Here is a 10,747-nt window from a genome sequence, read left to right as displayed (position 1 = left end):
TCTCCCGGGAACCCCTAGGCTGGGATCAGGTCGACGGTTTCGAGTTCTACGCCTCCGGTTGGGGACACGAAGCTGATCCCACCACCGTTCTCTACTTCGGCGACATGCGCTTGATCCGATTGGAGGAAGCTTTGACCCAGCAAAGCTTATTTCTACAACGGGAACAACTTGCCAGATTGGAGGGGGTTATCTCCACCATGGACGACGAGTTAACCATTGACCTGCCCGTACCGCACCCCTATTTGTTCATACAATCCAGCCAATTGGATGAACTCCGCCAGCGGCTCAGCAGCAATTATCTCAACCGGCAATTGCTCAACCGCATCGCCGCCGATGCCCGCAAGGCCCTAACTGTGCCCATCCCCACAGTGAAGGAGCGGCTCGAAGATCTGGAGCCCTGGGAGATCGACGGACGGGTGGTGACGCGACTGATGGGGGACAACGTGGAGCAGTTCGCCCTGGCCATGGCCGCGGTGGCCCGGGCAAATCGGGTGCGCTCCCAAGTCATTCAACTGGCCGGCGCTTATCTGCTCACGGGCCAAGAGGAGTTGGGGATGCGGGCCAAGGAGTGGCTGATGGCCGCCACCACCTGGGGCCGGTGGACGGTGCCCGGTTGGACCTTAATCAGTCCGACCTCCCAACTTCCCCCTGGCGGGGACGATGGGGAATGGTTCGGCACCTCCAGCATGTTGGTAGCCATGGCCCTAGGCTACGATTGGCTGCAGGACCTTTTGACCGCAGAAGAAAAAGAAGCCATCAAGGAGGCGGTCTACTGGCACTGCCAGAAGATCATCTCCGATTTCGTCAACAAGGTACCCTGGTACGTGCGGAGCAACGCCGCCTACAGCAACCAGTGGACCATTGTCTACAGTGCCCTGGGCTTGGCGGGCGTGGCCTTCTACCACGACTTCCCCGAGGCCCGGGAATGGATCATCCTGGCCCGGAACAACACCATCCAGTCCCTAGATGAACAGTGCCCCAGTGGCGGGTTCACCGAGGGCGTAGGTTACGCGGTACACACCATTCGGGACATCCTCCCCTTTGCGGAGGCCCTAGCCGATGCGGGGGACCTGAGGATCGTGGAGCATCCCTTCTGGCGCAACGCCGGGTATTACTTCATCCACCTTACCAGTCCCGATCGGAAGTATAACCTCAACATCAACGACTGCGCCGCCACCGTAGTACAGGGGACAGACATCAGGTACTATATCTCCGCAGCGGCCAAGCGGTACCAGGATCCGGTCTATCAGTGGTACCTGACAGAACTGGGTGGCCCACCACTGGATATCTGGTACTTCCTCTGGTACGACCCCACCTTGGAGGCCAAATCACCCGCAGGGCTTCTGGCCACTTCCCAGCTTTTTGCCGGCATAGGGGTGGTCACCATGCGGACCAGTTGGGAGAAGGATGCCGCCCTTTTCTCCTTTAACTCCCAGCCCTACGTTCCCGCCCACGACCACCCGGACCGCAACGGAATCAACCTGTGGGTCGGGGAAGATAAGCTCCTCGCCGAAAGCGGGATCTCCAGCTACGGCAATCCCTTACACGCCACCTATTACCAGACCACCGCAGCCCACAACACGATCCTGGTAAACGGCATGGGTCAGGAAAAGCCCTACAAAGGTGAGATCCTCGGCTACTTCGGTTCCGACACCTTCAATTACGTGTCTGGAGAGGGGGGCTACAGCTACGCGGATCTAGATAGCTTCCAGCGGCATAACGTCTTCATCAAGGAGGATTATCTTCTGGTCTACGATCGGCTCCGGTCCTCGGGTCTACCGGTCACCTTTGAGTGGGTATTACACACCGAAGGGGATTTGATCCCGCACAGCCAAAACAGTTACCGGCTGGAGGGGAGCAAACACCATGCCCTGGTGGAGTTTTTGGATTCCCGGGTGCCCCAGTTTAGGCTGGAAGAGGGCTATCTGGCCACCACCGCCCAACCCCATCCCTACCTGGTGGCAAGCTGGGACGAACCCGCGGTGGAGGATCAGTTCCTGGTACTGGTCCAGTTCGGCCCCAAAGAACAAGCCTTGGATCTGCAGGCTCAAATAGGGCAGGACGATGACCAGGCCCTGTACCTGGACATCGTCTCCCCGGACTGGCAAGATCAGATCGCGTTCAATAAGAAGAGTAGTACCAACCCGTTGACCCTTGGCGATTTGGCGGTCACCGGCCAGGTGGCCTATGTCCGTTGGGCAGAAGACACTTGGAACCGGATAGGGCTTTTCAACGGCAACCAGGTGACCTTTGAAGGACAGGTGCAGCTTTCTAGCGATCAATCCATGGCCGCAAGCCTGACCAAGGAAAGCGATGGCCTCTGCCTGGAAGTGGCCGTGGTGGAGGAATTCACCAAGGTAGCAGTGCGGACCGCGGCTCGGCCCCGGAAGGTACTTCTCAACGGCCGTGATGTGTGGGTCCTTTACCGGCAGGTGGGAGCCAACGAGATGTTGGAGTTCAACCTCCCCGCCGGACAGCACAAGATCGAGATCGGTTACTAACACCGTAACGGGGTCCAAGGAGACTTGGGCCCCTTCCCCCATCGGCTCACCCAGATCCTTTCCTCACCAAGCATACTAATACTTGACATGTCCGCAACCCCTCCCCTATACTGTCAGTAACACGAATTTGAGATTCGTAATACTGGAGGAATACCACATGTGGGAGCGGTGTCAGGAGTTTCACGGCCATACCTGCAAGGGCTTGGCCATTGGTTATCGGGTGGGGACCTTGGCCCTGGACAAGCTGGCTGCGGAAAGGGCCGCCGACGAAGAGATAGTAGCCATCGTAGAAAATGCCTCCTGTGCGGTGGATGCCATCTCGGTGGTAACGGGAGCTACCCTAGGAAAGGGTAACCTATTTCTCCGGGACTACGGCAAGCAAGTGTACACCTTCGGACTACGCTCCGCAAAGAAGGCCATCCGCATCAGTCCCAAGACACTGGATTGGCCGAAGGATTTGTCCGTTGATGAGCTCCTGGCAATGCCAGAGGAACAGTTTGCCCAAGTTACCGAAGTAGTCTGGGAATCGCCCCCCAAGGCCCGGATTTATCCTTCTTTCCGGTGCAGCTTTTGTGGCGAGAGCACCAGCGAAGGAAGGTTACGGGTACGGGACGGGCAGATCTGCTGCATTCCCTGTGCCCAAGAAGAACCGGTCCGCTGGGACAGGACCCGGGGACAGTAACCATGTGGCAAGTGAAACCCATTGGGTACGTACGATACCGGAAGGAAGTAGTCGCTCCCAAGGAAGTTGGACCCCGGGATCGGTATCCCTTCCCGGAGCTGGTGGAGATCCATGTTGATCCGGCATACCGAGAAGCACTGCTGGGCGTCGAACACTGTTCCCACCTGCTCGTCCTCTACTGGCTGCACCTCATACCCAGGGAGCATGCCTGGCAGGGACATCGGTACGGCGATCCTACCCAGCCCCTTTTAGGCTCCTTTGCCACCCGTAGTCCCTATCGACCCAATCCCATCGGTGTCACAGAGGTACGGTTGATCCTGCGCAAAGACAACATACTTACCGTCGCCGGTCTTGATGCCTTCCCGGATACACCGGTTTTGGACATCAAGGGAATATCTGGACAATAAAACGAAAGGTGGTAGACAACAGCAGGCAAACGGGCCCGCGATGTTGTCGCAAAGCTATGGCAGGCAAAGAAAAGCTCCTTCCCCTTTTTATCTTTCTGGGCTGTGCTGTGCTGATTGCGGGAATCATGGCGTGGAATCTGCGACCACAGGAGGCAGAGGAACTCCCCCATTGGGAAGAACGGGAGGAGTTGCCCACCCAGTCCGCAGCAGAACCCACAGAACAATCCTTAGAGGAACCCAGGATAGAAAAGCCGGTCCTCCGTCTGCCCAGCCAGGACTGGGGGGCACCCAATCCCTATTTGCATTACTCCCGGGGTCCCGGCATCTACAAAATGCAGCTCATCTTCGACAGCCTCCTGGAGCGGACCGAGTCCGGTTACATTCCCTGGCTGGCTAGCAGTTACGAAGTGAAAGACGACGGACGCACCATCGTCTTCTCTTTGCGTTCCGGTGTGAAGTGGCATGATGGCCGGGACCTTACACCGGAGGATGTGCTGTTTTCCATGGAGTATGCCCTAAAATATCCACCGGTATTGGCCCATATTTCCCCCGGGGAGGTAACCTTCCGCCTGGAAGGGGATCGTCTCATTGCAGAACTGACCACCCCCGACAGCACCATGCTAGGCAAGTTAGGGTCGGTGCGCATCATCCCCAAGCACGTCTATGCCGAAGTTACTGATCCTTATACCTTTTCCGAACCCGCGGCCTTCATCGGCACCGGTCCCTTCAAGTTAGACTCCTACGATAAAGAACACGGCACCTATCGTTTTGTGGAAAACCCCGCGTTCTTTGGTCCCGCGCCGCGGGTATCCGCGATCGAGTTCGTACCCGTGGCCGACGAGACGCTAGCCCTGCTCCAGGGGGCCGTTGATGCAGCCACCGTATCCCCCGATGCCTTGGGCCTTTTCATCGCCAACTCCAATTTCGGAATCAGGCAAAACCCGGGCTTTTGGGGTTATCGGTTGTTGTTTAACCTGAACGTGGAGCCCTTGGGGAACCTGCAATTCCGACAGGCCTTGGCCTACGCCATTGATCGTGAGCAGCTGGTGGAACTGATCACCCGGGGCGCAGGGGTACCGGGTAGCTTCGGCCTGTTGCCCCGGGATCACGTCAACTATTACCCCCAGGTGCGGGACTATCCCCACTCGGTAGAATTGGCTGAACAGTTGATCGCGGAAGGGGAGCTGGTCATTCCTCCCCTTACCCTCTTGGTTGCCGGGGATCGAGAGGTACGAATCGGGCAGGTACTGAAGCAACAGTTAGAGAAGATCGGCGTAGAACTGGTGGTGCGCAGTGTGGATGCCAGAACAAAGGATACCCTCGTACAAGAAGGGAACTATCAGTTGGCCCTCCTCGGCCATGGTGGGATGGGCATGGACCCAGACTACTTACGCCTACGTTTTGCTTGGGAGGGACCCAGTCAGCTGGTCTCCCAGTTCACATCGGCGGGCTTCCACCACCCAAAGATCAAGGAACTAGCCTTGCTTCAGCGGGAGGCCACCGATCCGGCGGTCCGGCAGGAACTGCTAAATCAGCTGCAGGAGCTTTTGGCGGAGAATGTACCGGAGATCTTGCTGTTCTGCACTACTGACTTTTTCGTCTACAACAGGGCAAAGCTTGACAGCTGGGTCTACATGTTCGATCACCACGAACCCACCCACAGCAAACTCTCTTACCTGATGCAGGAGGACAGCGCCCAAACCAATGAGTAAGCACCGGCTCCTCCAATATGGATTGACCCTGTTGATCCTGTTCAACTTGAATTTCCTCCTTCCCCGGGCGCTGCCCGGGGATCCCTTGCTAACCCTGATCAACGCGGATCATACCATCAGTGTCCTCACCGCGCAACAGGTCCAATACTACCGCCGCTATTACGGCCTTGACGCCCCTTGGTGGCAGCAATATGTGCAGTATTGGCGAGGGATCCTGACCGGCGATCTGGGACAGAGTATCTACTTCAAAGCCCCGGTGCTCCCCTTGGTCCTAAAACGCATGGGTTGGACCTTGCTTTTGGTGGTGCCAAGCCTTCTTATCAGCACCATCCTCGGAACGGTCCTGGGGAGTCTTGGGGCCTGGTACCGCAAGCGCCCCTGGGAGAGGGTGCTTTATGGGGCTCTGGTCCTTGTGGGCGAATTGCCCCTCTTTCTGATTGGCACTCTCCTCCTTTTCGGGTTCAGCGTGCGGCTGCAGTGGTTCCCCCTCGGGGGGGCCCGGACCCATTTCGCCCAGTATGTTGGTTGGTGGGATTATGTGAAGGATCTAGCCCGCCATGGGGCTTTGCCCATCGCCACCTTGTCCCTAAGCAGGCTCAGCAGCAGTTTTCTTCTCTGTCGTAACACCATGATCGGGGTCTTGGAGGAACCCTTTATGCATACAGCCTACTTAAAAGGCCTTTCGGGAAAGGTGCGGCTGTTCAAGCACGGACTGGCCAATTGCCTGGTCCCCATCGTGACCCGTACCTTCACCTCTTTGGGCACCTTACTTGGCGGTGCGGTATTAATCGAGATCCTCTTTGCCTATCCCGGGATCGGCCAGCTGTTGCAGCAGGCGGTCCTGGCCGCAGACTATCCCCTGTTGCAGGGGATCCTCCTGTTTACCTCCGTAGGAGTTGTTACCGCAAATTTCCTGGGGGATGCCCTCTGCCGGCGTCTAGATCCCCGGGTCCGGGAGGAATGACCATGGGCTCCTCAGGATTCATGGGAGTTGGCCTACTCCTTGGGCTGGTGCTTTTGGTGGGATTAGGACCTGTTTTATACCCCCTCCAAAACCAGGGTCCCCCCTTGGCCCCTCCGGGCAAGGAGCATCCCTTAGGGACCGATGATCTGGGGCAGGACATTGCCCATCAGCTTTTGTTGGGCGGCCGCACTAGTCTACAGGTGGCCTTCGCGGTAAGCCTAGGTGCCACCCTCCTGGGCACCGTGGTGGGGTTTGTGGCCGGGTTCTACGGCGGCCTTTGGGACGCCGTCCTTTCCCGCCTGATTGATCTGACCCTGGGCTTGCCCCAGTTTTTGGTAATAATCGTCTTGGCGGCGTGGTTAGGGCCCAGTTTACGAAATACCATCCTGGTCTTAACCCTGTTTTCCTGGATGATGCCTGCCCGGCTCATCCGGGCCAACACCGCGCAGTTGAAAGAAGCCCGGTTTGTGAAAGCCGCCCGCAGCTATGGCGCCGGACCCCTGTACCTGTTCTTTCGGCATCTCTTGCCCTCCTTGGCGCCATTAATGGGACTTTCGGCCCTGCGGGTAGCCAACCGCGCCGTGATGGCGGAGGCAGGCCTGGCCCTGTTGGGACTGGGGGATCCCACGGTCCCCAGCTGGGGACAACTGATCCGCCAAGCCCTGGCCTTTCCCGCCCTTTGGCACACAGACTTTTGGAAATGGTGGCTGCTGGCGCCCCAGGTGGCCATCACCTGGGTGCTGCTGGCCTTGGCTTTAGTTTATCGGGGAATTGACGGAACGACCCATGGGAAATAGCTTGGTGGAAAGCACCGAAGGGAGGCCACGGGGAACTTTGTTCCCCTCCTTAGGGATGACACAACCGTTACTGGAAATCAAGAACTTGACGGTGGAATACGCCGGAGGGATACGGGCCGTGGAAGGCGTTTCCTTCACCCTGCACCCAGGCACCGCCACGGGACTGGTGGGGGAATCGGGCTGCGGGAAGACCACGCTACTTGAGAGTATCTTCGGTTACCGACCAGAGGCCCACATTTCCGGTCAAATCTACTACCAAGGGCATAACCTCCTGGAACTTCCCCTGGCGGAACGACGGCGCCTTTGGTGGAAAGAGATCGGCATGGTCCTAGCCAATTCCCAGCAGGTGCTAAATCCAGTGCTAACGGTGGGAGAACAGGTCCGGGAGGTGTTCCGTCCATCCAAAGACTTTCCCTCCTTAGGACAACTTTTCACCGCGGTAGGTCTAAACCCTAGCCATGGGGAGCACTATCCCCACCAGCTTTCGGGGGGGATGCGCCAGAAGGTCTTAATCGCCATGGCTTTGGCAGCAAATCCCCGGCTTTTGCTCATCGACGAGCCCACCTCGGCTTTGGATCCCATTAGCCAGGCTCAGATCCGGAAGCTCCTGCTAGAATTGCAGCGGGAAATGGGAATCACCACCCTAATCGTCTCCCACGATCTGACTTTGATCGAAGAGATGACCCAACGGATCTTAGTGATGTGCCGGGGAAATATTATGGAGGAGGGACCGACCCCGGAGATCATCAACCACCCCAAGCATCCCTATACCCGCGGCCTACTTTACGCCTCCCCGGCCTATTTCCCCTACAAGGACCTGTGGGGCATGCAGCCACCGGAAGGAAAGGTCCAGCACCGGTCCGGATGTGCCTTCGCTGACCGCTGCACCCAAAAAGAAGGCCTTTGCCAAGAAAGTCGTCCCCCTTTGCACAAGAAAGCAGACCGCAAAATCGCTTGCCATTTCGGCGGGATTAGGACACTGCTGGAAGTTAGGGATCTCCATAAGACCTTCCCCACCCCGCAAGGAGACGTCACCGCCCTTAGGGGTGTGACCCTTTCCATCGACCACGGTGAAGTGGTGGCCCTACTGGGGGAAACCGGTTCGGGAAAGTCCACCTTGGCGGCGATCAGTGCGGGGATCACAAAGGCCGATCGGGGAGAGGTCCTTTTCCTCAAGCGACCGGTCCAGGACCACTGGGCCACCCGCACTCCGGGGGGGATCCAGATCGTCTTCCAGGAGGGGGCGATCAATCCCCGCTTCAGCATCCGCTCCGCCATCGAGGAGCCTTTGCTGCTATGGAAGGAAGACAAAGGGTCTCGGTTGCGGAAAGTACAAAGGGCTATGGAACAACTGGGACTGACAAACCTCCCCATGGAACGAAAATGCGGTGAACTTAGCCATGGGCAACTGCAACGGGTGGCCATCGCCCGGGCCCTGGTGATGGATCCGAAGCTACTCATCGCGGATGAGATCGCGGCCCATTTGGACCCTTCGGGCCAAGCCAACCTCCTCCGGCTCCTGAAGGAGCTGCAGTACGCCCGGGGCTTTTCCATGCTCTTCATCACCCATGATGTAGCCCTGGCCCAAAAGATCGCGGATCGGGTCTATATTCTTCAGGGGGGACAGATCCTGGAGGAGGGTCCCGCCCGGAAGGTATTTGCCCATCCTACCCATGGGTATACCAAGTTGCTCTTAGCCTAAGGGAGGGAAATTGCCCGTGAAAGAACAGCTAACTAGATTTAGTGTTTCGGTGGAACAAGACCTCTTGGATCACTTTGATCAGTTAATTGCCACGAAGGGATACACCAATCGTTCCGAGGCGATTCGGGATCTTATGCGGGAGTATCTTGCGACAAACAGTCCCCGCAGGGACGAGACCCCCGCCGTGGGCACCCTCACCCTGGTCTATGATCACCACGTGCGGGAGCTTGCGGACAAACTGATGGACCTGCAACATGCGTACCATGAGCACATTATCTCCACCCTGCATGTGCATTTAGATCATTCTCTCTGTATGGAGGTAATCGTCCTGCGGGGAAGACTCACGGAAATCGAAGAGATCGCGGGCAAGATGACAAGCACCCGAGGCGTAAAACGCGGAAAGCTCCTGACCTACTTTCAGCCGTAAACGGGATAGAAAAATAGCCGGGAAGGAAGACCCCTCCCGGCCCACTGACATCACTGCCTTACTCCAGGCCTAGCAACTCTTTAGCTACGTTCACCGCCCGACCGGCATCGGGAGCATAGCCGTCGGCCTTGATCTCATCGCAATAGTTCTGGGTTACCGGTGCGCCACCAACAATGATCTTCACCTGGTCCCGGATCCCCGCCTTCTCGAAGGCTTCGACGGTTTCCTTCATATTGACCATGGTGGTAGTCAGCAGAGCCGACATACCTACGAGATCGGCATTGTTCTCTTTGGCCGCTTCCACGAATTTCTCCGGTGAAACGTCAACACCGAGGTCGATGACCTTGAACCCGGCCCCTTCCAACATCATAGCCACCAGGTTCTTACCGATGTCGTGGAGGTCACCCTTCACAGTACCGATGATTACCGTACCCAGCTCCGTCACTTCCCCTTCGGTCAGCAACGGCTTCACAATGTCCAAACCAGCATGCATCGCCCGAGCGGCGATCAGAACCTCCGGTACATAGACTTCGTTCTTCTTGAACCGCTCACCAATGATCATCATACCAGAAATCAAGCCCTCCTGGATGATCTGGCCGGGACGGAGGCCTTCGTCGAGGCCCTTCTGGGTCAATTCCTTCACCTTGTTCGCGTTACCTTGGATTAACGCTTCGGAAATCTCCTTCAACAGTGCTTCCATTCCCACTACCCCCTAAGTTTCCTTGTGTTCTAGCATTCCCGCCCGATGCGCGGCTAGATAGCCAGCGCAATACGGGTCCTTTCCTAGAATCGCCTCGGTGGCACAAACCAAAGCCATCAAGTTGCGATCCAAGGGATCGAGGATGGCGCTGTCCAAGCCAGCGGCCATCGCCGCCACTAGGAAGGCCTGGTTCAGGATCCTCCGTTTCGGCAATCCATAGGAAATATTGCTCAGTCCACAGGTCAGATGGACTGTTGGAAACCTGTCCCTCAGCGCCGCCACCGCCCCGAGAAAGGTGGTTGCCGCTTGATGGTTGGTGCTCAGGGGGCGAACCAAGGGGTCCAGGTAAAGATCCTCCATCGGCACACCCCGTTGCAGCAACCGCTCCACCAAGAGTTCAGCACAGCGCACCGTGTCTGCCACCGTCTCTGGCATCCCTTCATCGTCCATGCACAGCCCGATCACACTACACCCGTATTCCAAGACAATTGGCAGCATTTGTTCATACCTTTGCTGTTCTAAGCTGATGGAATTCAGGAGGGCCTTCCCGCGATGGACTTGTAAGGCCTTCGATAAAGCCTCGGGGTTGGGTGAATCAAGGCACAGGGGCAGATCCACCACTTCTTGGATGATCTGCGTTAACCAAACCAGCACCTGCGACTCATCGGCCAGACGGGTACCGCAATTCACATCAATATAATGTACTCCCGCGGCCGCCTGGGCCTGGGCCAGGTTCTGGATGTACTTCACATCTTTGGCAGCAATCGCCTCGGCGACAGGCTGCCGACTGGAATTGATCAATTCACCAATTAAAATCAACAACGTTCACTCCCCTACCACTTAACACCTTATGAT

Annotated in this window: 10 protein-coding genes; 8 read left to right on the top strand and 2 right to left on the bottom strand. The window is 57.3% G+C overall.

Annotated elements, in window-relative coordinates; genetic code table 11:
* The 8 genes from GXX57_02220 to nikR form a co-directional block, all read left to right on the top strand.
* The coding region (locus GXX57_02220; protein HHV43471.1) for a DUF4962 domain-containing protein at window positions 1-2,501 on the top strand (2,501 nt) is incomplete at its 5' end.
* 157 nt (window positions 2,502-2,658) lie between these two features.
* Window positions 2,659-3,183: a formylmethanofuran dehydrogenase gene (locus tag GXX57_02215; GenBank protein HHV43470.1), complete on the top strand. Its 525-nt coding sequence runs from the start codon at window positions 2,659-2,661 to the stop codon at window positions 3,181-3,183.
* Between the two features lie 2 nt (window positions 3,184-3,185).
* Entirely contained in the window at window positions 3,186-3,590 is a 405-nt protein-coding gene (gene tsaA, locus GXX57_02210; GenBank protein HHV43469.1) for a tRNA (N6-threonylcarbamoyladenosine(37)-N6)-methyltransferase TrmO, read from the top strand.
* Window positions 3,591-3,646: 56 nt separating this feature from the next.
* On the top strand, window positions 3,647-5,302 hold the full coding sequence (locus GXX57_02205; protein HHV43468.1) for a diguanylate phosphodiesterase: 1,656 nt from the start codon (window positions 3,647-3,649) through the stop codon (window positions 5,300-5,302).
* Window positions 5,295-6,266 (top strand): ABC transporter permease, encoded by a 972-nt coding sequence (locus GXX57_02200; GenBank protein ID HHV43467.1) that lies wholly within the window; start codon window positions 5,295-5,297, stop codon window positions 6,264-6,266. Before GXX57_02205 ends, GXX57_02200 begins: the two co-directional genes overlap by 8 nt.
* A gap of 2 nt (window positions 6,267-6,268) precedes the next feature.
* Window positions 6,269-7,063: an ABC transporter permease gene (locus GXX57_02195; GenBank protein HHV43466.1), complete on the top strand. Its 795-nt coding sequence runs from the start codon at window positions 6,269-6,271 to the stop codon at window positions 7,061-7,063.
* A 55-nt stretch (window positions 7,064-7,118) separates the two neighbouring features.
* Window positions 7,119-8,765, top strand: a complete 1,647-nt coding sequence (locus GXX57_02190) for an ABC transporter ATP-binding protein (protein HHV43465.1) — start codon at window positions 7,119-7,121, stop codon at window positions 8,763-8,765.
* A gap of 10 nt (window positions 8,766-8,775) precedes the next feature.
* Entirely contained in the window at window positions 8,776-9,192 is a 417-nt protein-coding gene (gene nikR / locus GXX57_02185; GenBank protein HHV43464.1) for a nickel-responsive transcriptional regulator NikR, read from the top strand.
* Between the two features lie 58 nt (window positions 9,193-9,250).
* On the opposite strand, the gene GXX57_02180 is transcribed toward nikR, so the two are convergent.
* Window positions 9,251-9,892 carry a cobalamin-binding protein gene (locus tag GXX57_02180; GenBank protein ID HHV43463.1) on the bottom strand — a complete coding sequence of 214 codons (642 nt, stop codon included), beginning with the start codon at window positions 9,890-9,892 and terminating at the stop codon, window positions 9,251-9,253.
* A gap of 12 nt (window positions 9,893-9,904) precedes the next feature.
* Complete coding sequence (locus GXX57_02175; protein ID HHV43462.1) at window positions 9,905-10,711, bottom strand: methyltetrahydrofolate cobalamin methyltransferase; 807 nt, start codon at window positions 10,709-10,711, stop codon at window positions 9,905-9,907.
* Window positions 10,712-10,747: the final 36 nt, after the last annotated feature.

Source organism: Bacillota bacterium (genome assembly GCA_012839765.1).
Lineage (GTDB): Bacteria > Bacillota > Limnochordia > DUMW01 > DUMW01 > DUMW01.
This window is presented reverse-complemented; position numbering and strand designations above follow the sequence as displayed.

Excerpts from the sequence above, each read along its gene's own strand:
- GXX57_02190 (HHV43465.1), top strand. The coding sequence starts at position 7,119 with ATGACACAACCGTTACTGGAAATCAAGAACTTGACGGTGGAATACGCC.
- GXX57_02180 (HHV43463.1), bottom strand. The coding sequence starts at position 9,892 with ATGGAAGCACTGTTGAAGGAGATTTCCGAAGCGTTAATCCAAGGTAAC.
- GXX57_02200 (HHV43467.1), top strand. The coding sequence starts at position 5,295 with ATGAGTAAGCACCGGCTCCTCCAATATGGATTGACCCTGTTGATCCTG.
- GXX57_02205 (HHV43468.1), top strand. The coding sequence starts at position 3,647 with ATGGCAGGCAAAGAAAAGCTCCTTCCCCTTTTTATCTTTCTGGGCTGT.
- GXX57_02195 (HHV43466.1), top strand. The coding sequence starts at position 6,269 with ATGGGCTCCTCAGGATTCATGGGAGTTGGCCTACTCCTTGGGCTGGTG.
- GXX57_02215 (HHV43470.1), top strand. The coding sequence starts at position 2,659 with ATGTGGGAGCGGTGTCAGGAGTTTCACGGCCATACCTGCAAGGGCTTG.
- tsaA (HHV43469.1), top strand. The coding sequence starts at position 3,186 with ATGTGGCAAGTGAAACCCATTGGGTACGTACGATACCGGAAGGAAGTA.